General features: G+C 64.6%; 23 protein-coding genes. 6 read left to right on the forward strand and 17 right to left on the reverse strand.

The window, feature by feature from the left end; all coding sequences use genetic code 11:
* The first annotated feature begins 45 nt into the window (after window positions 1-45).
* Genes C8J98_RS03765 through C8J98_RS03780 form a run of 4 tightly spaced genes read left to right on the forward strand, consistent with a single transcriptional unit; the run spans window position 46 to window position 6658 of the window.
* The gene (locus C8J98_RS03765) at window positions 46-1254 is read left to right on the forward strand and encodes an efflux RND transporter periplasmic adaptor subunit (RefSeq protein WP_107910972.1); all 1209 of its coding nucleotides are present in this window, start codon (window positions 46-48) and stop codon (window positions 1252-1254) included.
* Window positions 1255-1260: 6 nt separating this feature from the next.
* Complete coding sequence (locus C8J98_RS03770) at window positions 1261-4452, forward strand: efflux RND transporter permease subunit (RefSeq protein WP_107910974.1); 3192 nt, start codon at window positions 1261-1263, stop codon at window positions 4450-4452.
* 2 nt (window positions 4453-4454) lie between these two features.
* Window positions 4455-5888 (forward strand): efflux transporter outer membrane subunit, encoded by a 1434-nt coding sequence (locus C8J98_RS03775; protein ID WP_107910976.1) that lies wholly within the window; start codon window positions 4455-4457, stop codon window positions 5886-5888.
* Window positions 5885-6658: an SDR family NAD(P)-dependent oxidoreductase gene (locus C8J98_RS03780; RefSeq protein WP_107910978.1), complete on the forward strand. Its 774-nt coding sequence runs from the start codon at window positions 5885-5887 to the stop codon at window positions 6656-6658. Before C8J98_RS03775 ends, C8J98_RS03780 begins: the two co-directional genes overlap by 4 nt.
* 105 nt (window positions 6659-6763) lie before the next feature.
* On the opposite strand, the gene otnK is transcribed toward C8J98_RS03780, so the two are convergent.
* From otnK to ltnD, 3 genes are read right to left on the reverse strand one after another with little or no spacing between them, the layout of a single operon-like run.
* Window positions 6764-8032, reverse strand: coding sequence for a 3-oxo-tetronate kinase (gene otnK / locus C8J98_RS03785; RefSeq protein WP_107910980.1), 1269 nt, complete (start codon window positions 8030-8032; stop codon window positions 6764-6766).
* A complete protein-coding gene (otnI, locus tag C8J98_RS03790; protein ID WP_107910982.1) occupies window positions 8029-8817 on the reverse strand; it encodes a 2-oxo-tetronate isomerase in 789 nt (262 codons plus the stop codon). The genes otnK and otnI overlap by 4 nt, the downstream gene beginning before the upstream one ends.
* A 10-nt stretch (window positions 8818-8827) precedes the next feature.
* Window positions 8828-9817: an L-threonate dehydrogenase gene (gene ltnD / locus C8J98_RS03795; protein ID WP_343125712.1), complete on the reverse strand. Its 990-nt coding sequence runs from the start codon at window positions 9815-9817 to the stop codon at window positions 8828-8830.
* Window positions 9818-9883: 66 nt separating this feature from the next.
* Between ltnD and C8J98_RS03800 the strand changes: the two genes are divergently transcribed.
* On the forward strand, window positions 9884-10555 hold the full coding sequence (locus C8J98_RS03800) for an aldolase (protein WP_107910984.1): 672 nt from the start codon (window positions 9884-9886) through the stop codon (window positions 10553-10555).
* A gap of 1 nt (window position 10556) precedes the next feature.
* Here C8J98_RS03800 and C8J98_RS03805 read toward each other — a convergent pair whose 3' ends face one another.
* The 6 genes from C8J98_RS03805 to C8J98_RS03830 are packed head-to-tail and all read right to left on the reverse strand — an operon-like array spanning window position 10557 to window position 16827.
* Window positions 10557-11240, reverse strand: coding sequence for an aspartate/glutamate racemase family protein (locus tag C8J98_RS03805; protein WP_107910986.1), 684 nt, complete (start codon window positions 11238-11240; stop codon window positions 10557-10559).
* Window positions 11241-11259: 19 nt separating this feature from the next.
* On the reverse strand, window positions 11260-12150 hold the full coding sequence (locus C8J98_RS03810) for an NAD(P)-dependent oxidoreductase (RefSeq protein ID WP_107910987.1): 891 nt from the start codon (window positions 12148-12150) through the stop codon (window positions 11260-11262).
* A gap of 24 nt (window positions 12151-12174) precedes the next feature.
* Window positions 12175-13170: a substrate-binding domain-containing protein gene (locus C8J98_RS03815; RefSeq protein ID WP_107910991.1), complete on the reverse strand. Its 996-nt coding sequence runs from the start codon at window positions 13168-13170 to the stop codon at window positions 12175-12177.
* Window positions 13171-13199: 29 nt separating this feature from the next.
* Window positions 13200-14297 (reverse strand): ABC transporter permease, encoded by a 1098-nt coding sequence (locus tag C8J98_RS03820; protein ID WP_107910993.1) that lies wholly within the window; start codon window positions 14295-14297, stop codon window positions 13200-13202.
* Window positions 14294-15286 carry an ABC transporter permease gene (locus tag C8J98_RS03825; RefSeq protein ID WP_107910994.1) on the reverse strand — a complete coding sequence of 331 codons (993 nt, stop codon included), beginning with the start codon at window positions 15284-15286 and terminating at the stop codon, window positions 14294-14296. Before C8J98_RS03825 ends, C8J98_RS03820 begins: the two co-directional genes overlap by 4 nt.
* Complete coding sequence (locus C8J98_RS03830; protein WP_107910996.1) at window positions 15283-16827, reverse strand: sugar ABC transporter ATP-binding protein; 1545 nt, start codon at window positions 16825-16827, stop codon at window positions 15283-15285. Before C8J98_RS03830 ends, C8J98_RS03825 begins: the two co-directional genes overlap by 4 nt.
* A 222-nt stretch (window positions 16828-17049) precedes the next feature.
* On the opposite strand from C8J98_RS03830, the gene C8J98_RS03835 reads away from it, so the two are divergent.
* Complete coding sequence (locus C8J98_RS03835; RefSeq protein WP_107910998.1) at window positions 17050-18072, forward strand: LacI family DNA-binding transcriptional regulator; 1023 nt, start codon at window positions 17050-17052, stop codon at window positions 18070-18072.
* A 15-nt stretch (window positions 18073-18087) separates the two neighbouring features.
* On the opposite strand, the gene C8J98_RS03840 is transcribed toward C8J98_RS03835, so the two are convergent.
* The 8 genes from C8J98_RS03840 to C8J98_RS03875 all read right to left on the reverse strand — a co-directional run bounded on the left by C8J98_RS03840 (window position 18088) and on the right by C8J98_RS03875 (window position 23258).
* On the reverse strand, window positions 18088-19254 hold the full coding sequence (locus tag C8J98_RS03840) for an AI-2E family transporter (RefSeq protein WP_233260093.1): 1167 nt from the start codon (window positions 19252-19254) through the stop codon (window positions 18088-18090).
* The gene (locus tag C8J98_RS03845; RefSeq protein WP_107911000.1) at window positions 19251-19568 is read right to left on the reverse strand and encodes a hypothetical protein; all 318 of its coding nucleotides are present in this window, start codon (window positions 19566-19568) and stop codon (window positions 19251-19253) included. Before C8J98_RS03845 ends, C8J98_RS03840 begins: the two co-directional genes overlap by 4 nt.
* 3 nt (window positions 19569-19571) lie before the next feature.
* Complete coding sequence (locus C8J98_RS03850; RefSeq protein ID WP_107911001.1) at window positions 19572-20054, reverse strand: phage holin family protein; 483 nt, start codon at window positions 20052-20054, stop codon at window positions 19572-19574.
* 26 nt (window positions 20055-20080) lie between these two features.
* Window positions 20081-20470: a hypothetical protein gene (locus C8J98_RS03855; protein WP_233260094.1), complete on the reverse strand. Its 390-nt coding sequence runs from the start codon at window positions 20468-20470 to the stop codon at window positions 20081-20083.
* 72 nt (window positions 20471-20542) lie between these two features.
* Window positions 20543-20701, reverse strand: a complete 159-nt coding sequence (locus C8J98_RS03860) for a DUF1328 domain-containing protein (protein WP_082878844.1) — start codon at window positions 20699-20701, stop codon at window positions 20543-20545.
* A 119-nt stretch (window positions 20702-20820) separates the two neighbouring features.
* Complete coding sequence (locus C8J98_RS03865; RefSeq protein WP_107911003.1) at window positions 20821-21444, reverse strand: YbhB/YbcL family Raf kinase inhibitor-like protein; 624 nt, start codon at window positions 21442-21444, stop codon at window positions 20821-20823.
* A 54-nt stretch (window positions 21445-21498) separates the two neighbouring features.
* Entirely contained in the window at window positions 21499-22500 is a 1002-nt protein-coding gene (locus C8J98_RS03870; protein WP_107911005.1) for an alpha/beta fold hydrolase, read from the reverse strand.
* On the reverse strand, window positions 22497-23258 hold the full coding sequence (locus C8J98_RS03875; RefSeq protein WP_199229789.1) for a lysophospholipid acyltransferase family protein: 762 nt from the start codon (window positions 23256-23258) through the stop codon (window positions 22497-22499). Before C8J98_RS03875 ends, C8J98_RS03870 begins: the two co-directional genes overlap by 4 nt.
* Window positions 23259-23295 lie beyond the last annotated feature (37 nt).

The following is a 23295-nucleotide window of genomic DNA, read 5'->3' on the forward strand; positions in this document are numbered from 1 at the left end:
CCGCACGACTTTCCGCCTACCTAATCAAGCTCTCAGGACATCGTCATGAAGAAGAAACTCCTGTTCGGTTCGTCCGCGCTCGCCGTGGCGATCGCCTCGGCACTCTGGCTTGGTGCCGGCAGCTCGCCGACGCATGCCGCCGAGCCCGCCGCCGCCAAGCCGGCCCCGGAAGTGACCGTGGCCCAGGTGCTGCTGCGGCCCGTCTCGGACGCCAACGCGTTCACCGGCCGCATCCAGGCCGTCGATACGATCCAGATCAAGCCGCGCGTCAGCGGCTACGTGGACACGGTGCATTTCCGCGAAGGTGCCACGGTAAAGAAGGGCGACCTGCTCTTCACCATCGACCCTCGCCCGTACCGCACCGAGACTGACCGCCTGGCCGCCAACCTCGCCCAGGCCCGCGCCGAAGCGAAGAACGCGGACGCGAATGCCGCCCGCGGCAGCAAGCTCGTCCAGCAGCACGCCGTTTCGCAAGAAGAAGCCGATCGCCTCGATACCGCCGCGGCCAGCGCCAAGGCGCAGGTTGCCTCGGTGCAGGCGGCGCTGGATAACGCCCGCCTCAATCTCTCCTTCACCGAAGTTCGTGCGCCGGTGGACGGCAAGGTCAGCAACGCCCAGATCACTGCGGGCAACCTGGTCACCCCGGCCGACACGCTGACCAGCGTCGTGACCGTCGACCCGATGTATGTCTACTTCGACGTGGACGAGCAGACCTTCCTCAAGCTCGATCGCCTGCGCCGCGCGAACGGCCATGCGCCCGACGTGGAGATGGGCCTGGCCGACGAACAAGGTTATCCGCACGTCGGCAAGATCGACTTCGTCGACAACCAGATCCGCGCCGGTGCCGGCACGATCCGGCTGCGCGCCGTGTTCCCGAACACCGACGGTGCGTATACCGCGGGGCTCTTCGCCCGCGTCGAGTTGCGTAGCGGCAACACCCAGCCGCGCGCGCTGATCGACGACAAGGCGGTCGGTACCGATCTCGGCAACAAGTTCGTCTACGTCGTGGGCAAGGACAAGAAGGTCGAATACCGCCGCGTCTCCACCGGTGCGCTGGTGGACGGCCTGCGCGTCGTCGACTCCGGCCTCAACGCCGAAGACATCGTGGTCGTGAACGGCCTGCAGCGCGTGCGCCCGGGCGTGGAAGTGAATGCGAAGCGCGTGGCGATGGCCTCGCTGGTACCGGAGAGCGCGCGTAACGTCGCCGCCGCCCGTCCTGCCGGCGTCGACAGCGTGGCGCAGAACCAGGACTGATCCCTCATGAAAATCGCGCAATATTTCGTTGAACGCCCCATCCTGGCGGGCGTGCTGTCGGTGCTGTTCCTGATCGCGGGCGGTATCGCCGTGTTCAAGCTGCCGATCAGCGAATACCCGGAGATCGTCCCACCGACCGTCGTGGTCAAGGCGAGCTATCCCGGCGCCAACCCGAAGGTCATTGCCGAAACCGTCGCCACGCCGCTCGAAGAACAGATCAACGGCGTGGAAGGCATGCTCTATACCTCCTCGCAGGCCACCAGCGACGGCCAGATGACCCTCACGGTCACCTTCGCCCTCGGTACCGACCTCGACAACGCCCAGGTGCAGACGCAGAACCGCGTCTCGCAGGCCCTGCCGCGCCTGCCCGAGGAAGTGCAGCGCCTCGGTGTCACGACGACCAAGAGCTCGCCCGACCTGACCATGGTCGTGCATCTGACCTCGCCGGATAACCGTTACGACATGCTGTACCTGTCGAACTACGCCCGCACGCGCATCAAGGACCAGCTCGCCCGTCTCGACGGCGTGGGTGATGTCCAGCTGTTCGGCGCAGGCGAGTACAGCATGCGTGTGTGGATGAACCCGGAGAAGCTGGCCATCCGCAACCTGACCACGGGTGACGTGATCAAGGCGGTCCGTGAGCAGAACATCGAAGTGGCCGCCGGCGCGCTCAATGCGCCTCCGGGTCCGAACTCGAATGCGTTCCAGGTCAACATCAATACGCAGGGCCGTCTCGTCACCGAGGACGACTTCCTCAACATCATCGTGCGTAGCGACCCCACCGGCTCGGTCACCCATCTGCGCGACGTCGCTCGTGTGGAACTGGGCTCGAACAACTACGCCCTGCGCAGCCTGCTGAACAACCGCGAGGCCGTGGCGATTCCGATCTTCCAGCGTCCGGGTTCGAACGCCATCGCCATTTCGGATGAAGTCCGCGCGGAGATGGCGACGCTGAAGAAAGATTTCCCGCAGGGCGTCGACTACACCATCGTCTACGATCCGACCGTGTTCGTACGCGGCTCGATCGAAGCCGTCGTGCATACGCTGTTCGAGGCGATCATCCTCGTCGTGCTGGTGGTGATCCTGTTCCTGCAGACCTGGCGCGCATCGATCATTCCGCTGGTGGCCGTGCCCGTTTCGCTGATCGGTACGTTCGCGGTGATGTACCTGGTTGGTTTCTCCCTCAATGCGCTGTCGCTGTTCGGACTGGTGCTGGCCATCGGTATCGTCGTCGACGATGCGATCGTGGTCGTGGAGAACGTCGAACGACACATCGAGCATGGGCTCGATCCGAAGATGGCGACGCGCCAGGCGATGACCGAAGTGACCGGGCCGATCGTCGCCACGGCACTGGTGTTGTGTGCCGTGTTCGTGCCTGCCGCCTTCATCAGCGGCCTGACCGGCCAGTTCTATCGTCAGTTCGCCCTCACCATCGCCATCTCCACGGTGATCTCGGCTTTCAACTCGCTGACCCTGAGCCCGGCCCTCGCCGCGCTGCTGCTGAAGGGTCGTGACGAACCGAAGGACAAGCTCACTGTATGGATGGATCGCAGCCTCGGCTGGATCTTCCGTCCGTTCAACCGCACGTTCGAGCGCGCCTCGAATACGTACGTCGGTGGCGTGAAGAAGATCCTGCGCTTTGCCGCGGTGATGCTGGTGCTGTATGCAGGCCTCGTCGGCCTGGGTGTGCTTGGCTTTGCAAAGACTCCGACTGGCTTCGTGCCGCCACAGGACAAGCAGTACCTGGTGGCCTTCGCGCAGTTGCCCGATGCCGCCTCGCTCGATCGCACTGAAACCGTCATCCGCGAAATGGGCGACATCGCCCTGAAAGACCCGGGTGCCGCTAATGCGGTGCAGTTCCCGGGCCTGTCGATCAACGGTTTCACCAACAGCACCAACTCGGGCATCGTCTTCGTGACGCTGAAGCCGTTCGAGGAACGTCGCGACAAGGACCTCTCGGCGGATGCCATCGTGGCGCGCCTGAACGCCAAGTTCGCCTCGATCCAGGGCGCGTACATCGCGATCTTCCCGCCGCCGCCGGTTAACGGTCTCGGTACGATCGGCGGTTTCCGCATGCAGCTCGAGGACCGTGGCGACCTCGGCTTCGACGAGTTGTTCAAGCAGACCCAGGGCATCATCGGCGCCAGCCAGAAGACCCCTGAGCTTGCCCACCTGTTCAGCAGCTTCCAGGTGAACGTGCCGCAGTTCGACGCGGATATCGATCGTGAGAAGGCCAAGTCCGAAGGTATCGACCTGGGCGACGTGTTCCAGACCATGCAAGCGTACCTGGGCTCGCTCTACGTCAATGACTTCAACCGCTTCGGCCGTACCTACCAGGTGAACGTGTCCGCGGAACCGTCGTTCCGTCACGAGCCGTCAGACGTGGTGGGCCTGAAGACCCGCAATGCTGCCGGCGACCTCGTCCCGCTGGGCTCGTTCCTCACCATGCGCCAGACCAACGGCCCGGATCGCGTGCAGCATTACAACGGCTACCCCACCGCCGAGATCAATGGCGGCGCGGCACCGGGTTACAGCACGGGCCAGGCACAGGAAGCCATGGAGAAGCTGGTCAACGCCAGCCTGCCGAACGGCATGAGCTACGAGTGGACCGAACTGACGTACCAGCAGATCCTCGCCGGTAATACCGCGGTGCTGGTGTTCCCGCTGTCGGTACTGCTGGTGTTCCTGGTGCTTGCCTCGCTGTATGAAAGCCTGAGCCTGCCGCTCGCGGTCATCCTGATCGTGCCGATGGTGCTGCTGTCCGCGATTGCCGGCGTCATCGTCACCGGTGGCGACAACAACATCTTCACGCAGATCGGTCTGATCGTGCTGGTGGGTCTGGCCTGCAAGAACGCCATCCTCATCGTCGAGTTCGCTCGTGAAGCGGAGATCGAAGGCATGAACCGCGTGGACGCCGTGCTCGAAGCGGCCCGCCTGCGACTGCGTCCGATCCTGATGACCTCGTTCGCGTTCATCATGGGCGTAGTCCCGCTGGTGACCTCGCACGGCGCCGGTGCGGAGATGCGCCATGCCATGGGTGTCGCGGTATTCGCCGGCATGCTCGGTGTCACCTTCTTCGGCCTGATCTTCACCCCGCTCTTCTATGTACTGATCCGCGGCTGGAACGAACGCTCGGCGGCGAACCGTGCAGCACGCCGTGAGCGTCGTCTCCTCGAACACGCGGCTCGGGAGTCGTGATCATGAAAACCATTCTCCATAGTACGGCCCTGTTCGCGGCCCTCGTCCTCGCCGGTTGTGCGAGCGTGGGCCCCGATTACCACGCACCGAAGGAAGCGCCGGTCACGTTGCAGGGCGTCGACCCGGCGCAGCAGACCAGCGCGGCTTTCCAGGCGCAGTGGTGGAAGCAGTTCGGCGACCCGACCCTGGACAACCTGATCGTCCGCGCAGCCAAGGGCAGCCCGGACCTGAGGATCGCGGTCGCCCGCCTGAACCAGGCGCGCGCTGCACTGGGCAGTGCCAGGTCGCAACAGATACCGGACGTCGAAACCGGGGTGTCGTATTCGCGTAGCCGTGAACAGCAGCCGGGCTTCACCGATCAGCGCATAACCACGACGGCCTATCAGGCCGGCTTCGATGCCTCGTGGGAACTGGATCTGTTCGGCGGCATCCGTCGCTCGGTCGAAGCCGCACGTGCAGACGCTGGCGCGGGTGAGGCCTCCCTGCAGGATGCACAGGTAACGTTGTTCGCCGAGGTAGCGCGTAACTACTTCGACCTGCGTGGCACCCAGCTTCGTATCGATGTGGCCAAACGCGACATCACCAACCAGCAGGATTCGCTGAAGGTGATCAATGCACGCGTCGAGGTCGGAACCGGTGCCGAGCAGGATCTCGCTTCGGCCAGGGCACGTCTCGCCGCGGTCGAGGCACAGCTACCCGTGCTCGAAACCCAGGCCCAGGCCGACCAGTTCCGCATTGCGGTGCTGCTCGGCGAGCGTCCGGGCGAACTCGACATCGATCTCTCGCCAGCCACGTTCAAGCCGATCGACGTCAGCCTCGCCATCGGCGGTGCTGATGAAGTGCTGCAACGCCGTCCGGACATTCGCATCGCCGAGCGCGAGCTTGCCGCCGCGAACGCCCGTATCGGCGTGGCCAAGGCCGATTACTTCCCGCATATCACGCTGGGCGGATTCATCGGTTTCCTTGCCGGCCGCAGCAATGACTTCGGTGGTGCGGACTCGCGGGCCTGGTCGCTGGCACCGAGCATCTCGTGGTCCGGCCTCAACGTGCAGCGTGTGGCGTCCGGCGTGAAGGGCGCCCGCGCGCGGGCAGAGGAGGCCCAGGCGAACTACGATCGCACCGTGCTAACCGCACTGGAAGATGTCGACAACTCGCTGGTCGGTTTCAACCAGCAGCGCGTACGTGTGGAGAAGCTTATGGTGCAGGCGAAGGAGAGCCGCCGCGCCGCGGAACTGGCCAAGCTCCGCTACGACGCCGGCCGTACCGATTACCTCGAACTTCTCGACGCCGAACGCACGCAGCTTTCGGCAGAAGACCAGCTCGCGGAGGCCGAAGCCGGCATCAACACCCGCGCCGTGTCGCTGTACAAGGCACTCGGTGGCGGGTGGCAGGCCTGTGGCAACAACGCGTGTAGCGAGGTTGCGAAAGCCCCATGAGCGCCGCGAAGGTTCATCGCCTGCCCGTGCAGACGAAGCGATCGAACCCGACCGCCGTGGAACCACCGCTCACCCAGCGCATCGCGCTGGTGAGCGGTGCCAATCGCGGTATCGGACTGGAGGTTTCCAAACAGCTCGCATCGCTGGGCGTCACCGTGTTCATGGGCATGCGTCAGCCAGGCAAGGGCGACAAGGCGTTGAAGGCCGTGCGTGACATGGGCGGCGACGCCTATGCGATCAAGCTCGACGTCACGCATACGGCCGACATCGAGGCGGCCATCGCCAACATCGACGGCCGGTTCGGTCGGCTCGATATTCTCGTGAATAATGCAGGCGGTTACTTCGATCACGACGCACGTGTGTCGAAGCCGGACCTCGAAGCGATTCGTGGTGCATTCGATACCAACCTGCTCGGCGCGTGGTGCCTCACTGCGGCCGCGTTGCCCTTGATGCAGCGCAATGGCTATGGCCGTGTCGTCAACGTTTCCAGTGAGTGCGCCGTCAGCAACATGTGTGGTGAGACAGCGCCGGCGTACCGTATTTCCAAAGCGGCACTCAATGCGTATACGCAGGTGGCAGCGCGCGAGCTGGAAGGCAGCGGCATTCTCGTGAACGCGGTTTGCCCCGGCTGGACCGCGACGAGTCTCGGCGGCAGTGGCGGACGTCCTGTTGCGGAAAGTGCGGAAGGCATCGTGTGGGCGGCGCTCCTGTCGGAGCGTGAAGCCGCGAACGGTGGCTTCTTTCGGGATCGCGCACGGGTGAGCTGGTAGGAACGCCGACCCAAGCAAGTTCTCGCAGATCGCTTGCCTGCGAGCCTTCGCAAGCCTTGAACCGACCGGTTCACCGCACGGCCATCGCTGCCGGGCCGGGCCAGCTCACCCGGCGATGATCGCTTCGGTGAAGAATCCCGGGCTACCGAAGTTCCCCGACTTCAATACCAGGCGCAGGTTCGCGTGCCGCCGGCCGAGCGCGTGAAGCATTGGCACACCCGGCGCGAGTTCGCGGCCGATGAGGAAGGCTTCAATGCCCAGCCGGTCGACTACCGCGCCGGAGGTTTCGCCGCCCGCCACGATCAGTCGCGATAGCCCTTCGTCCGCTAACTGGGAGGCGATCTCCGCGAGCGCTCCCTCGAGCAGGGCCGACACACGCTGTACGCCGTGCGCGGCCTGCAGGGCTGCGACGCGATCGGGGGAAGCACTGGTCGCGACGACGGCCGGTCCCTCCGCCAGATGAAGGCGCGCCCAGTCGACCACGGCTTTTACGCTCGTCGTCCCCGCGATCAGGTCTTCGGCGCCAAGACGGAGAACGGGCCATTCGTGCTCGGCTATGTCGAGTTGCTCGAGGGTGGCCGCCGAGCAGCTGCCTGCGAGTACCAGCGATCCGCGCAGGTCGTCGGGTGCACGCATTACACCAACATCGCCAAGGTTCTCCCGGTCGACGACGATCGCCCGCGCCAGGCCCAGGCCCATGCCGGATGCGCCTGTCGACACGGTGCCATCCAGCGCCACACGCCCCAACACCTCGAGGTCGCCATCGGTCAAGGCGTCGGCGACCACGCTGCCGCAGCCGGCAAGTCGCAGCCGTGACAGCTCGGTTCGCACCACGTCGTCGCCGGCGCGGATCACCGCCAGGGAGAGCAGTCCCACCGGTAGACGGCTCTGGGCACTCATCAGCCGCAACAGGCTGGAATCCCGCATGGGCGTTATCGGATGGTCCTTGAGCGGACTCTCATCGAGGCGGTCGCTGCCCACGAACAGATGCCCCTGGTACACCGTGCGGCGATTGCGCGGGAAGGCAGGGCAAACGATGGGCATGGCGCGAGATGGCAATGCCAGCGCCTCGGTCACTGGCCCGATATTGCCTTCGGCCGTCGAATCGAACGTCGAACATATCTTGAACAACACGTGTCTCGCGCCGTGGGATCTCAGCCACGCGTCCGCGGCGAGTGATTGGCGCACGGCGACACCGGCGGGGATGGAGCGGCTCTTCAGCGCGACGACAACGGCGTCTACGTCCGGTAGCACCATGCCGTCGGGCGGTACACCGATCGTCTGCACCACGCGCAGGCCATTGCCTGCGAGCGTGCTGGCCAGGTCCGAGGCGCCCGTGTAGTCATCGGCGATGGCACCGAGGTATAGGCTCATGCGGCCACCTCCGCGCCGTTCATCCAGGGAGCGAGCCAGCCGAGCCCGTCCTCGGTGCGGCCGCGCGGACGGTATTCACAACCGACATGCCCGGTATATCCGAGCCGATCGAGTTCGGCGAACAGGAAAGCATAGTTTAGCTCCTCGCCATCGGGCTCGTGGCGGGACGGGACGCTGGCCACCTGGACATGAGCGAGCACGGGCATCGCACGACGCATACGCGTGGTCACGTCCCCATGAATGATCTGTGCGTGATACAGGTCGAGCTGGAGCTTCAGGTTCGGCAAGCGTAGTTCGTCGATAAGCGTGAGGGCGGCGTCGACGTCGCTCATGAAGTAGCCGGGCATGTCACGACGGTTGACCGGCTCCAGCAGGACATCGACCGAAAGCGCCATCGCCTGCTCCGCGCACCATCGAATCGATTCACGATACGCGCGCCAGTGGTGGTCGTCATTCGGGGCGATGCCGGCCATCAGGTGAACACGCGGCACACGCAACGCACGGATGTAGGGCGTCGCGCGTTCGAAGGCGGCGCGCACGTCGGCGGCGCGCGCCGGAATGGCTGCCATTCCGCGTTCGCCTGCGGCCCAATCGCCTGCGGGGAGGTTCATCAGGACCACGGCTAGACCGCTGCGCTCCACGCGATCGACTACCTGCTCTACCGGATGGTCGTAGGGAAACAGAAACTCCACCGCGCCGAAGCCCGCCGCGGCCGCCGCGTCGAAGCGGTCGAGGAAGTCGTGCTCGTTGAACATCATCGTGAGGTTGGCGGCAAAACGCGGCATGGGGATTCTCTCAGGGGTGGTCGGTGGTTGCGCTGGTTTCACCTGGCAGGTCAAGGCCTGCGATGCGTGCGTAGAGCCGTGCCACGGACGCATCGTCGTCCCGCCCCATTCCCGCGGCCGATGTCATGACAAAGAGCTGCAGTGCCGCGCTGGCGAGGGGTACGGGGAACGCACTGGACCGGCCCATATCGAGCACGATGCCCAGGTCCTTGACGAAGATGTCGACGGCGCTTCGCGGCGTGTAGTCGCCGTCGATCATGTGCGGCACGCGGTTCTCGAACATCCACGAGTTGCCCGCCGAAGCCGTGATCACTTCGTACACACGCTGCAGATCGAGGCCTTGGTTGGCAGCGAATGCGATGGCCTCCGCCGCCGCGGCAATATGCACACCGGCAAGCAGCTGATTGACCATCTTGAACGCCGCGCCCTGACCCGCGGCGTCGCCGAGTCGATACACCTTCCCGGCGATCGCGTCGAGCACGGGCGAAGCGCGATCGAAGGCGGCAGGACTGCCGGATGCCATCACCGTCAGGCTTCCATCGGTCGCGCGCTGTGCTCCGCCGCTGATCGGTGCATCCAGGTAACGGCGGCCGGTGGCTTCCAGGCGCTGTGCCATGGCTCGGGCTTTGTCCGGCGCCACCGTGGCGCATGAAATGAAGACGCCATCGGGCGCCATGCGCGTGGCGATGCCATCGGGTCCGAAGAGTAATGCCTCGGTCTGGTCGGCGTTGACGACCACGCTCACGACCACGTCAGCGTGGTCGGAAGCTGCTGTCGCCGACGTCGCAATGCGGCCGCCTAGCGCGGCGAAGGCGTTACGCCGATCCTCGCCGGGGTCGAAGCCGGTGACGTGCGCGCCGGCGCGCAGCAAACTTGCGGCCATGCCGAGCCCCATGGAGCCAAGTCCGGTGACGGCCACCCTCAGGCCGGCCCATCGGTCCGCCGCGGGGGCGCTCGTTGAACTGACTTCGGGGATCGTGTCCGATCCACTCATCGACATACGGGCTCTCCAGAAGATTGTTTTGCTGATTGCGCTACCATTACGTCACCCACAGGAGCCGGTGCCATGAGCGAGTCACGCCTGCGTGAGCAGATCTGCCTCTTCGCCCGATCGATGTTCGAACGCGGCCTTACCCATGGTTCGTCCGGAAACATCAGTGCGGTGCTCAGCGACGGCGGTTTGCTGATGACACCCACCGATGCCTCGCTCGGCTTCCTTGATCCCGCCCGCCTCTCGCGCTTCGATGCGCATGGCCGCTTCATCGATGGCGACAAACCCACCAAGGAAGCGCCGCTGCACAAGGCGCTTTACGAATCGCGGGCCGGTTCGGGTGCCGTGGTCCATCTGCATTCCACACACGCCGTGGCGCTGTCCATGCTTCCTGGCCTCGACCCGTCGTCCGTATTGCCACCACTGACGCCGTACTACGTGATGCGCGTCGGCGATACCGCTCTCATTCCCTACCATCGTCCGGGCGACCTCGCGGTGGCCGATGCCATTCGCGGCCTGGCCGGGCGCTACGCTTCGGTCCTGCTGGCCAACCATGGCCCCGTCGTCGCCGGCACCTCGCTCGCCGCCGCCGTGAATGCGATGGAGGAGCTGGAGGAAACCGCGAAGCTGCATCTGCTTCTTCGCGGCCTCGACCCGCGCCTTCTCTCGCCGGACCAGGTCGCCGACCTTTCCCGCGCGTTTGGCACATCCGCGGCATCGGCGACCCATGGTGATCACTCCCATTGATTTACGCCGCGCGCTCCAGCTGGCCACGCAGCAGCTCGGCCACACGCTCCATGCCCAGACGAGGGCTGGTCAACACGGGAACGTCGAAGTGGCTTCCAGGCTTGTCGACGACGCGGCCCATCGACACCTGAGCAAGCACGATGAGGTCGACATCTCTTGCCAGCTCGCGCAATGCCCGCTCGACGATCAGGTCGTGCTCGTCGGTGCGACCCGCAATCAGGGCGTCGAACGCGCCCTCGCATAGCGCGCGCCTGACCTGCACCGACTTGCCTGCGTCACGCGCCACGCGCTCGATCAGTCGCGCGGTCGGGTCGAGCGTGGTCTGCACCGTGGCCGCGACGCCGATCCGCGTGGCACTCGCCACCGCCCGCTCGGCCATCGCCTGGTCCACCTTCAGTATCGGCACCGAGAGCAGCGGACGCACCGTGTCCGCTGCTTCGCCCACGGACGAACACGCGTTAAGGATCAGCGTCGCGCCCATTTCCTGGGCGATCATCATGTACTGGGCGAGGCGCCGCGTTACCGCCGGCGTGACCTGGCCGGCCGCCATCGTCTCCTTGAGCAGGCTGTCGTCGACGAGATTGACGATGCGCACGCCCGGCAGCAATTCCGGCCCGAGCGAGCTCAACGGCTGCACAGTCACCGGGCCGGTATGAACGATCACGAGAGTGGTCTGGGTGGTCATGTTCGCTTCCTCCTTCGATTCAGGGCTTCACGTAGCGGCGCCAGTTATGCGCCTCCTGGAAACCCAGCACGTCGCGCGTCTTGCGGTTGGAGAGCAACGTCTCGTACTCACCGAGTTCACCCTTGACCGGCACGTTCGGGAAATAGCGGCGCAGCAGCTCCGCGGTCGGAAGGTCGGACGAGGCGTCGTTGTTTGCCGCGTTGAAGATCTGGAAGCCGAGCCCGTCTTTCTGGATGCCAAGGTCCACGATCTGGCCGAGGTCGCGGGCGTCGATGTAACTCCAGGCAATACGCTTGCGGAAGTCCGGTTTGGCGAAGAAGCTTGGGAATCCTGCGTACTCATGCGGCTCGATCACGTTGCCGATGCGGATCGCGTAGATATCCATGCCCGTGCGACCGGCAAAGGCCTGCGCGGTCTTCTCGTTGCAGATTTTGGAAAGGGCGTAGCTGTCGCGCGGATCGACCGGGTAGTCCTCATCGAGCGGAAAGTAGTCCGGATCACGCGGCGTATGGTTGAACACCAGCCCATAGGTCGTCTCGCTGGAGGCGATGATCACCTTGCGTATGCCCAGCTTGGCGGCGGCTTCGATCACGTTATAGGTACCCATGACGTTGATGCGGTACACCTCGTTGTCCGGCACGATCATGATGCGTGGGATCGCGGCGAAGTGAACGACGGCATCGATGGGCTCGGGCGCCAGGTTCGGGTCGAACTCGTGCAGGCCCGTGTAGCTCGACAAGGCATTGAACACCTGGCCCGAATCGGTGATATCGGTGATCAGCGTACGAACGGCCGGATTGTCGAGCGGCTTGGTATCCAGGTTGAGCACACGGTAGCCCTGGTCGACCAGGTATTGCACCACATGGCGGCCGGCCTTGCCGCTACCGCCGGTAAAGATCACGCGCTTCATGGAAACTCCTTGGGGATGGGGAAATCAGAACTTGTACTGGTCGACGTTCTCGGCGGTGAAGATCAGCGGCTCGCTGAAAATGATCACTTTGTCCTTGACCGTGTAGCTGCCAAGGCCGGGAACGGAGAATGTATCGTTCGGCTTGAGCGCGTTGTTTGCGGCAAGGCGGGCCACGTGCATCACCAACTGGCCTTCCTTCACCTCGTCCCATAACGGACTGGCCTTGATGACACCCGCCTTGACGTACTGACGGATCGCGTCGGGATTGCTGCAGCCGGTGACGAACACCTTGCCGGTGCGGCCAAGCTTCTGTACCGCAGCGGCCGCGCCGACCTCGGAAGCACCGTCGGGCGCGATGATGGCCGCGACATTCGGATGCGCCTGCAGGATATTGAGGCCTGCGGTCAGTGACTTCGATGGATCGGACTGGCCGTACTCGGTCGTCACGATCTTCATCTTCGGATAGGCGGTCTTCATATAGGCAGTCAGCGCGTTGATCCATTCGTTCTGGATCGTGGCGTCCTTGGTCGAGGACAGAATCGCTACTTCCGAATCGGCGGGAATGTACTTCGCGACGGAGTCGACCAGCGCCTTGCCGAAAGCCGGGTACTCGGTGTTCTGGATGAAGAAGTCACGCGCGTCCGGTGCCACGTCACTGTCGTAGGAGACCACCTTGATGCCTTGCTTCATCGCACGTTTCAGAGCCGGCGCGAGCTGGGTCGGATTGTTCGACGTGGTCGTGATGACATCGAACTTGCGGGCGATAAGACTGTTGAAGACGTCGACCTGGCCCTGCGCCGACGCGGTGACCGGGCCGGTGTAGAGAAAGTCGATGTTGAGCGTCTTCGCCGCTGCCTCGGCGCCTTGCTGGTTGGCTTTGAAGACGGACAGACCAACGAGTTTCGGCACCATCGCTACCTTGATCCGTTTCGAGGTGTCGACGGTCTGGGCGGAAACGACCGACGCCATGGCCAGGGTGGCGGTGGCGGCAAGCACGAGCATGCGACGGGCGGTGATCATGACTCCCTCCTGCGGATGGATGGCGACGCTCAAGGCGCGTCGTGACGATTGGTGTCGGGCCCCGCGGCGGCGGGTCGGCGGATGAATGCGAGCAGGCGCTTGCCGAAGCCGCCGACCCGGGTGCTGAAGACGTTGCGAATGGCGATCGAGCCGATCAGGATCGCCCCGGTGAGCATGGAGGTCACCATGTCCGAGAATCCGGCGATGAGCATGCCCTGGCGGAGCAGGCCGAGCAGCAGCACGGCGACGATCACGCCCCCCATGCTGCCTTCGCCGCCGAAGATGCTGACACCGCCGAGGACGACCATCGCAATGGTAGTGAGCAGGAGCACGTCGCCCATATCGGCGCGCGCCGCGCTGTAATAGGCTGAGAGCACGAGGCCGGCGAGCGCCGCCATCATGCCGCTGATGACATAGGCCGCCGCCAACACGCGCGGCACGCGGATACCGGAGTATCGTGCGGCCTCGCTGTTGTAACCGACAGTAACGAGCTTGCGCCCGAAAGCGCTGCGGCCGACCAGCAGCCAGAAAATCACGGCCAGTGGAATGAAGAGCAGAAGCTGGTACGGGAACTGGAAGCTACCCAATGCAAGCGCGCCCGAACCCATGTTGTTGAAGGCATCGGGGAAGCCCGACGGGGGTGAGTCGCCGGCGACGGCTACCGCTGCACTGGTGTAGATGAAGCTCGTCGCCAGCGTGGCAATCAACGGTTCGATACGCAAGAAGACGATAACCGCCGCATTGATGGCGCCGAGTACGCCGCCCATGGCCAGACCGAGCAGGCTGGCCACCCAGATGTTCAGGCCCATCGTCGCCCACAGCTGCGCCGCGACAACGGCGGCAAGACTCGCCGTGGCACCCACTGACAGATCGATGCCTCCGGTGAAGATCACCAGCGACAGACCGAGCGCGACGATACCGAATGGCAGGAAATTGCTGCTCATCGCAAGGAAGCCGGAGACGTCGTCGAAGAACCCCGGCACCACGAGGCCAAAGCCCGTCGTCACGACGACAAGCAGGACCAACAGCGAGAGCTCCCAGCCGCCCATGGAAAGAAATCGGCGACGCCTTCTGCCCATGGGGGCATCGGTCGCGGCGGGCGTACCGATGTCGGACAGGGCGCTCATGCGCGCGCTCCCCGACGACCGAAGCCTGCCTGGACCGCCGCGAGGATCATCAGGCCCTCACCCGCCGAGTACCAGATCGGCGGCACGTGCAGGAATACCAGGGCAGTCAGCACGACGGAAAGAAAAAGGCTACCGAGCACCGTGCCGATAAGGTTGCCACGGCCACCGGCGATGGCCGTGCCGCCGATCAGCGATACGGCGATGGATTGCAGTTCGATGTGATCGCCGGTGCCCGCCGTGACCGTGGCCGAACCCGTGTAGCAAAGGAACATCAGCCCGGCGAAGGCGGCGAGCGTCCCGGACAGGGCGTAAACGCGAATGCGCACCCAGGTGACAGGCAACCCGGCGGCATACGCCGCGGCGGCGTTGTTGCCAACCGCCAGCACCGCGCGTCCGAATCCCGTGTGCCGCAGCAGGTACCAGCACAGGGCAAGGACGACGAGAAGTACGACCACGGGCGTGGGTAAGGGAACGATGCCGAACAGACGGCCGTTACCAAACGCCGCGAAGGTCGGCGGAACCGCGTCAACCTGGGTTCCATCGGAATAAAGGAAGGTCAGTCCGCTGTACAAGCTATACGTGCCCAGGGTCACGACGATCGGGGGGATGTCCATCGTTGCGACCAGAACGCCATTGATCGTCCCCAGGACCAGGCCAATGCACAGCGCCAGCGGCAATGCCACCGCGAGGGACAGCCCGTGCGTCTGCGCCAACAACCCGCAGACCATCGCCGCCAGGCCGAGGATCGGCGCCACCGAGAGGTCGATGCCTCGCATCGCGATCACCAGCGTCTGGCCCAGCGCCACGAGCGAAAGCACGACGGAGTTGAGGAGCATGAACCGCAGGTTCTGTGCACCAACGAAGTCGTGGTTGAGCAGGCCTACGATCACTGTCAGACCGACGGTGACGGCAACAAGTGTCAACTCGCGCGTCATCGTGAAGCGCGGAGCGACGGCGCGGCGACGCGAAGGCATGGCGACGGCACTCACGCGGTCCCCTCCGCACGCACGCTACCCAGGTAGGACGCGCTGACTGCGGCAGGGGTGATCTCCTTGCCGGTCAGTTCCGCGACAAGTTCGCCTTCGTACAGCGAGAGCACGCGATCGCACAGGCGTACCAGCTCTTCCGTTTCCGAGGAGATCACCAGCACAGCCATGCCGTCACGCGCCATGGCTTCGATCAATTCGTAGATTTCTTCCTTGGACCCCACGTCGACGCCCCGCGTCGGCTCGTCGAGGATGGCGACCTTGGGCCCCGTGGCGATCCACTTGCTGAAGACCACCTTCTGTTGATTGCCGCCGGACAGCTCGCGCAAGGGCTGGTCGAGACCTGCGCAGCGCACGCGGAAATCGCGTATCGCCGTTGTGCCGAGGCGTGTCTCGTCGGCGTCGCTGAGCAGGCCTGCGGACTGGCGCACGCGCTCGAGCAGGCCCGAGGTGACGTTCTGCGCGATTGTCATCGACAACACCGCACCGTGGCGTGCGCGGTCCTCCGGCACATAGACCAGACCTTTGCGAATCAGGTCGTGGCAGGGCTTGCTGGTGACAGTCTCGCCAGCGAGCCGCACGCTGCCGGCCGTCGGCCGGCGGACGCCGAAGATGGTTTCGGCGATTTCCGTGCGGCCGGCGCCCACCAGGCCGGCTAATCCGAGGATTTCCCCGCGACGCAGCTGGAAGCCGATGCGACGGAAGCTGGGCTCGCTTGCCAGGCCCTCCACTTCCAACACGGTCTGTTCGGTGACGTAACTGGATTCACGCCTCGGTATGTCACGCAGCGTGCGCCCCACCATCGTCGAGAGCAGGCGGGCGCGATCGAAACTGCCACGCTCCGCACGGTCGACCAGTCGCCCATCGCGCAGGACGGCGATGTCATCGCTGATCTCCAGCACTTCCTCGGTGCGATGACTGATGAAGCTCAGCGTGCAGCCATCGGCGGCGAGGCGCCGCATGATAACGAACAGGTTATCTACCTCATGCGAGGTGAGCGGTGAGGTCGGCTCATCGAAAAGGATGATGCGGCAGTCGTGCAACAACGCCTTGGCGCACTCGACCAGCTGAAGCTGCGCGATACTGAGGGTCTTTGCGCAACGGTCGATATCGATATCCAGGTCGAGCATATGCAGGACCGCCTGTGCACGCCGGCGCACATCCCTCCAGTCGACGTGACGGAAGATCGCACCGGTCATCGGCAGGCGACCGAGGAACATCGTTTCCGCGACGGTCAACTCGGGAAGCAGGAGCGGCTCCTGCGGCACCAGATGAATGCCGTGCGCGTGAGCGGCGTGAGGCGACGCCAGTCGCAGGGCCTCGCCATTGAGCGTGAGTTCGCCGGCACTGGGCTGCAGCTGGCCGGCAAGGATGCGGAACATCGTCGACTTGCCAGCACCGTTCTCACCCATGAGTGTCAGGATGCGCCCGGGACGAAGTTCCAGGTCGATGCCACGCAGGACGTCCACCGGACCGAATCGCTTGACGATGCCGCGGGCGCCGAGCATGGCCTGCGTAACGGGTTCGCGGGACAACTGGATCACAACACCTCCGACCAACACGTTTGAATGCGGGTACCACGTGTGGCCGGACTATAGGCCCGTGAAAATGATTGCGCAATCATTTCAGGGCATTGATGTAAAAGGTTTTAATGATGCGATGCACAATAAACGGTCGTCGGAAAGGCTGGCCGGCCGCTGGTGTTTGCTTCATCATCCCGCTTCGATCAGGGTGTTAGCGCGAACATCGAAGGAGTCGATCAACCCATGAGTCCCACCAAAGCCCCCGCCGAACGCACGGCAACGCTGAAAGACGTGGCCGAGCATGCGGGCGTCTCGCCGATGACCGTGTCCCGCGCCCTGAACAAGCCCGAGACGGTCTCCGATACCTTGCGCGCGCGCATCGACGCGGCGGTCGACGCACTGGGTTACGTGCAGAACCTCGTCGCCGGCGCGCTGGCCTCGGCGGGCTCCAACGTCATTCCCGTGATCGTGCCTTCGCTGTCGAACACCGTCTTCGTCGAGATCGTCGCCGGCATCCAGGAAGTGGCGCAGGCTGCCGGTTACCAGCTGATGCTGGGCAACACCGAGTACGACCTCGAACGCGAGTACACGGCGGTTTCCACGTTCCTCGGCTGGTCGCCACCGGGCATGATCATCGCTGGCATGCGCCACCTCGACCGCACGCGCAACCTGCTCAAACGCTGGGGTAAACCCGTGGTCGAAACCATGGAGTTCGGCGCTCAACCGATCGACATGAATGTCGGCCTTTCCCACTACAAGGCGGGCGAGGCGATGGCCGAGCATCTCGTCGCGCGCGGCTACCGGCAGATCGTCTTCGTCGGCTGTCGCATCGATGCGGACTATCGCGCCGCGCAGCGATACAAGGGCATGGATCGCGTATTGGCGAAACACGGACTGGCCCGGCGCGAAGCGCTGTCGTATGAAGAGCCTAGCAATCCCGCGCGCGGTGGCGACGCGCTGATGGAAGTGCTGCGCATGAAGCCGAAGGCCGACGCGATTTTCTTCGCCAACGACGACCTCGCCGTCGGCGCCATTCTTCGCGCGCAGCGCGAAGGTATTGCCGTACCCAAGCGGATCGCCATCGCCGGTTTCAACGGCCTGCCCTTCGCCAGCCTGGTGACGCCTTCGCTGACTACCATCATGTCGCCTCGGCATGAGATCGGCCGTATCGCCGCTCAGCAACTGATCGAGCGCATCTCCGGTCGCACGCCGATCAAACGTCGTGTGGATGTTTCATTCGAGATGCAGGTACGCGAAAGCACCTGAGATCAGTGGGCCGCCTCAGCGCGAGATGATGTGCGCAAACCACTCCCACCCACGCAGCTTGGCGGTGATGAGCTTCACGCAGGTCAACATCGGCACGGCGAGCAGCGCGCCGGGAATGCCCCAGATCCAGCCCCAGACCAGCAACCAGAGCAGGATGGCGACGGGGCTCAGCCGTGAACGGCGACCCTGGAGCATCGGCGTCAGCAGGTTGCCTTCGATCGCCGTGATACCGGCGAAGGTTGCCGCGGGCAATAACGCCGGGCCCAGTTCCTGGAAGTGAAGCACGCCGACGATCGAAAGGATCGTCGTCGTCGTGATGGCGCCGACGTAAGGAATGAAGTTGGCGATGGCTGCGACGGATCCCCAGAGCAGGGGATCGGGCACACCGTAGAGGTAAAGCATGCCGGCCGTCACCAGTCCGAGCGTGACGTTGATCGCTGCCGTCAGCAGCAGATAACTCGACACTTCGGTCTGGATGCTGCGCACGATACTCACCGTGTGCCGCTTGTAAGCGAATGTCGGTGATATCTCGACGGCCCGCCGCAATATCTCATCGCCGTAGACGAGGAAGAAGAACACCAGCAGCGCCACGGTAAGTACGCTGGCCAGCACCTTCGGCGCACCGGCGACGATATCCCAGGCGGTGAAAGCGAAATCGTTGCTGGCCTGCGGTGCATTGCGGGCTACGGTGCCGCCGACCAGAGTCTGCGTGGCCCGGCTCGCTGCCTCGATCTGCTGCGTCATCGGCTTGATCTTCGGCGCAAAGGCGCGCATCGCCGCCGGCGCTTCGTGAAACCAGTTCAACGCGGGCGTCGACAGTGTCGCCACGGCGGAAACCAGTCCCACGCCAAGCAGCAGCATCACGGTGACGGCAGCGAACCAGCGCGGCAGGCGGATGCGCGCAGCGGCGACCACGATCGGGTTCAGGGCCAGCCCGATGAACGCGGCAAGCACCAGGGGCACGAGCAAGGACTTGCCGATCGCGACCGTGTAGACGGCGGCCAGCAGGATCATGCCGGTGAGCGAGATGCGAATGGCCTGCAGGTGCCGCGAGATGCGTCGCGTGCTGCGACTGCTACCGGGATTACGACGAGAACGCGCGGCAGCCATCGAAGACACGGCGACGCCCTGCGGCGACGTGGGGGGCTCCGGCACAGGCAACGGACTGGGGAAGTCGCTCACGCGGCCTCGTCGGTCACATCGGCCGCACCGCCGGCGAGATCGCCGAGAAAACTGCCTGCCGCCATGGAGATCACTTTGCCAATGATGTCGGCCGTACCGCCAGCGACAAGACTGCTTACCCCCGGGACCGCGAGCGGATTGATCTTCACGCTGCTCAGGAGCACACCGGAACCGGCGGCGATGCCGAGTACGGTCAACGGGTATTCGTAGCCTCGTGCGATAAGCGCCGCGGCGGGCTCAACGGTTTGCTGCCGCGCGAGCGCGACCTCCGCCCGTGCCTTGGTGACCCTGGCCATGCTGCTGAAGATGCCCATTGTTTAGTCCTCCGCCTTTAGCTCGCCTTCGGCCTTCCCCTGCCTTGCCGCTTCCCTTACGAGGCTGGCAAGTTCCCCTCGCGAGGCGGGAAGGGTAAGCCAGTGCATGGCCCGACGGAATACCAGGATGGCCACGATGAGCAGGGCCAGCTGCACACCCGCAAGCGCGGTGAGTGCCCATGCCCACGAACCGAACCATTGGGCCAGTCCCCAGCCGGCCAGTGCGAGCAGGGTAAACCCCAACGCGACGGCGAAGACGATCGCGGCCAGGCCCATGAACAACATCAAGGTGATGCCGCTCCGCGCCAGGCCCAACTCCGCAGAGGCAAGGCGAAGCTGGGCGCCAAACAGGCTCTTCAGCCCGAGGCCCAGCTTGCGCACTTCATCGAACCACGCAGGAATTTTTACACCTGCAACCTTGGGCGCTTCCGCGTCCGGTACGGGCTCATCCACCGCGCCCTGCCCCGAGGGACCGTCTTCCAGCATGCGTCTTGCCCCCGGGAAGAAGTGAATCAGCTGCGCAGGATGCGACCGGCGAGCCAGCCGGCAGCGATCGCCAGCGCAATGGACTGTACCGGCTTCTCACGAACGTAGTCGCGCGCCGTGTCCAGCCAGTCGTTCGCCGTGTCCACGGCCTCGCCATACGCTTCCTTGCCGCGCAGCTTGGCCTCTTCGGCCTTCTCGGCGGCGCGGGTCGCGCCGTGGGCGGCCTTGTCGGTGGCGTTATGCAGTGACGACTCCACCTTATCCGCAGCGCGGTCGACAGCGTCTTTCGTGCGGTCGATAGTATCGGAGGTGGCCTGTTTCACTCGCTCGGCGCTGGCGTCGATGCGCTCGGCAGCCGATACGGTGTTCGCGGCGGCGGTCGCGGCGTTGGCGACATGGTCGGCGGGTTTGTTCATGACGAAGTTCTCCGGAAACGGGGTGGGACAGGTTAGGACAGGAAGGGTGACGTAGAGGTCATCCGACCGTGGCTAGACACTACGACCGCGGAAGAACGAAATGATCGCCAGGATCAGGAAGATGATGAAGAGGATCTTCGCGATGCCGGCAGCCGTACCCGCTATGCCGCCGAAACCGAATACCGCCGCGATGATCGCGATGACGAGGAAGACGAGGGCGTAATGCAGCATGGTCGGGTACTCCAGTAGGTGGATGGCGCGGAACCCATTTAGTCCCGGCCACCGCGCATGCCGCGTGAAGTCCCCCGGCTCCGCTCAAACGTCATTCAGCCCCGCGCTTCACCTCTTCGTCACGCTTTCACTTTCGGGTTGAGCGAGTAGGTACCGGTGATCACGGCTTCGTCCACCACGTGTCCCTTGATGACATCACGCAGCTCGGCAAGCGAGAAGCCGTTTTCGAGGGCCACCGTATCGACATCCAGCGCATAGACGTGGAAATGGTAGTGATGCGCAATCGAGTCGTTCCACGGCGGACAGGGGCCGTCGTAGCCGTGGTAATGCCCTTCCATGTCGCGATCGCCCTTGAACCAGCCCGTGTAGTCGTTCAGTCCCTGGACCGATCCCGGGGGGCCAACCGGGTCTTTCTTGCCGCGCGCAACGACGCCTTCCCCGCAGGCACCCTCGCCCAGCTCGCGGCATTCCAGGGGAATGTTCGCCATCAGCCAGTGCACGAACTCCACGCGCGGAAGGTGACGAGGAACCTCGCGACCTTCCACGTTGACGTCGTCCGGCTTCGACGGAACGTCCGTATCGATCACGGCGATGGCGAACGACTTCGCGGTCGCCGGCACCTCGGTCCAGGCCAGGTGCGGCGTAACGTTGCCCGCGGGCTTGATCGGCTCGCCCATCTCCATGAAGGCGAAGATGGCCGGGATGGGCTTGCCGTTCTCGATGCTGTCGCTTTTCAGGCGCATGGGGATCTCCTCGTTACTTCTGCCCAGTCTGGCTCCGCCGTTGCGAAGATCAGGTCAGCGGGCGATGGCGTCGAAACGGGCCGCTATGTAGTCGTCGGTGAAGCTGGTCATGCCGAAATCGCGAATGAAGCCGCAATGGCCACCATGGCTGGCGATATCGAGTTCGATATTCGGCGGCAGGCGCAACGCGTGGAAGGCGCCGATCGGAATGACCGGATCGTCGCTCGAGGTCAGGATGGTGGCCGGAACGTGCATGTTCATCAGCCGGTCGCCGGCGATCGAGTAGCCGTCCAGATAGGCCTCGAGCGAACCGAAGTCCGTGTGTCGCAGGACCAGGGAAGCCGTCAACTCACGCATGTTCTGCTTGAGTTCGTTCAGCTCGAAGTAGGTCTGTTGCGGGAAGGCCTCTTGTTTCAGCCGGAGCGAGCGGCGCCATTTCTGCATGAAGTAGGCGTGGTAGATCCACGGCGCTTCCTTCTCGAGCGAAAACAGGCCTTCGGCCGGATCGACGATCGGGCAAACCGCCAATACGTAGTCCAGCGGCACGCCCTGCTGCGGCGCCAGCATCGCGGCGCGCAGCGCGAAATTGCCGCCGAGTGAAAAACCCGCCACGCCGATGGTTTTCGCAGGAAACATCCGCGCGATCTCGCCGAGGGCGGCAACCACCTCGTCGATGCGACAGGAATGGAAGAGCGCCTCGTTCAGTCCGTGGCTGTCGCCGTGGTCGCGGAAGTTCAGCCGGAACACGTCCCAGCCATCTTCGAGCAGGCGACTACCCGTCTGCAGCACATAGGTCGAATCGACACTGCCTTCCCACCCGTGGAACAGGATGGCAAGCCCGCGCGACTCGCCGCCGGTGGTCTGTGCCGTGTAGCGACCGCTCAGGCGGTCGCCCTGGCCCACGTCGACCAGCACTTCGCGCGCGCCCACCTGCACCTGTTGCGCCCGCTTGGGCAGCAACCGGCGGCGCACGCCGCTGGAGGAAAGCATGGTCTGGATGTGCCCGCTGCGCAGCGGCCACGGCGGCAGGAAGTCTGAGCCTTTAGGCAGACTCATGCGAGCGTGTCGGTGTCCAGGGCCAGCGCGATACGCTCGCGCGACGCCTCGGCCATGCGCCGGCGGCCATCGTCCGATACCGGCACCGGATCGAGGAAGTGAACTTCCACGTCCAGCGGGGCTTCACCCAGCAGACGGATGAAGTTGCCCATGAAGGTCTCGTTGTCGCGGAAGCCGGCGTCGATCACCCGGCGGCCCTGGCGCGCAAACCGCAGGGCGACGGGCTGGACCGGCACCTCGGCGTCGAGCGCCGCCTGGAAAATGCGCGCATGGAAAACGCGGAGCACGCCATTGTGTCCGGTGCCGCCCTCGGGGAACACGGCGACCGAGCGGCCTTCACGAAGACGCTCGACCATCACCGCCATGACGGAGGCCAGCGAATGGTTGCTGCCACGACGGTGGAAGATCGTGCCGCCACGCGCGGCCATCCAGCCGACCAGCGGCCAGCCCGCGATCTCGGCCTTGGCGACGAAACAGGCGGCGCGCTGCGAGTGCACCACCGTGATGTCCAGCCAGGAGGTGTGGTTGGCGACGAACAGGACCGGATCCGGTAGCGGCGTGCCGAAACGGCGGCTGCGGAAGCCGAATATGCGAAGCAGCAGGATCGACCACAGGCGGATTGCGCGGTGGGCGAACGGCTCACGGCCGTTCTTCATCACTGCGCCCGACCAGGTCAGGATGACGGCGCAAATCAGAATGGCGAACACGATGTGCAGCAACAGCAGCGGCACCCGCCATAGATAACGAAGCGGTCGCATGCGGTCTCGGGAGCTCAGGTTGGCGGAGGTGGCTTCC

The sequence above is a fragment of the Luteibacter sp. OK325 genome (genome assembly GCF_003050935.1).
GTDB lineage: Bacteria > Pseudomonadota > Gammaproteobacteria > Xanthomonadales > Rhodanobacteraceae > Luteibacter.